Raw genomic sequence first — 782 nt, 5'->3', positions numbered from 1 at the left:
GCGGATCCCGCCCCGCCGGCACCAGGCCCCGCACCCGCTCAACCACCTGCCGCAGATGCTCCGGCGTCGTCCCGCAACACCCCCCCACCAACGACAACCCGTACTCGCGGACAAACCCCTCCTGCGCATCGGCCAACTCGCCCGCGGTCAGCGGATAACGCGCACCGTCCGCGGTCAGCTCCGGCAGCCCCGCGTTCGGCATGCAGGCGAGCGGCACCCGCGCATGCCGGGCCAGATACCGCAGATGCTCGCTCATCTCCGCCGGACCGGTGGCGCAGTTCAGGCCGATCATGTCGATGCCCAGCGGCTCCAGCGCACACAGCGCCGCCCCGATCTCACTGCCCAGCAGCATCGTGCCGGTCGTCTCCACCGTCACCGAGCAGATCACCGGCAGATCCACACCCAGCGCCTCCAGCGCCCGCCGCGCCCCCAGCACCGCCGCCTTGGTCTGCAGCAGATCCTGAGTGGTCTCCACCAGCAGCGCGTCCGCCCCACCCGCCACCAGACCCTCGGCATTGGCCTGATAGGCCTCCCGCAGCGTGCGGTACTCCACATGCCCCAGCGTGGGCAGCTTGGTGCCCGGCCCCATCGACCCCAGCACCCACCGCTGCCGCCCGTCCCTCCCGGTGAACGCGTCCGCCGCCTCCCGCGCGACCCGCGCCCCGGCCTCGGACAGCTCCCCCACCCGGCCGGCGATGTCGTACTCCGCCAGCGCCGCGAAGTTCGCCCCGAAGGTGTTGGTCTCCACACAGTCCACCCCCACCGCGAAGTACGCCTCGTGC

1 protein-coding gene is annotated in these 782 nt (G+C 72.4%); it reads right to left on the bottom strand.

From position 1 onward, the window contains the following. The coding region (locus ACLIYP_RS30670) for a homocysteine S-methyltransferase family protein (protein ID WP_412716332.1) at positions 1–782 on the bottom strand (782 nt) is incomplete at both ends.

It is taken from the genome of Streptomyces nanhaiensis, from assembly GCF_046614825.1.
GTDB classification, from domain to species: domain Bacteria; phylum Actinomycetota; class Actinomycetes; order Streptomycetales; family Streptomycetaceae; genus Streptomyces; species Streptomyces radiopugnans.
Note: the sequence above shows the minus strand (reverse complement) of the source record. Positions and strands in the feature narration are given on the sequence as shown.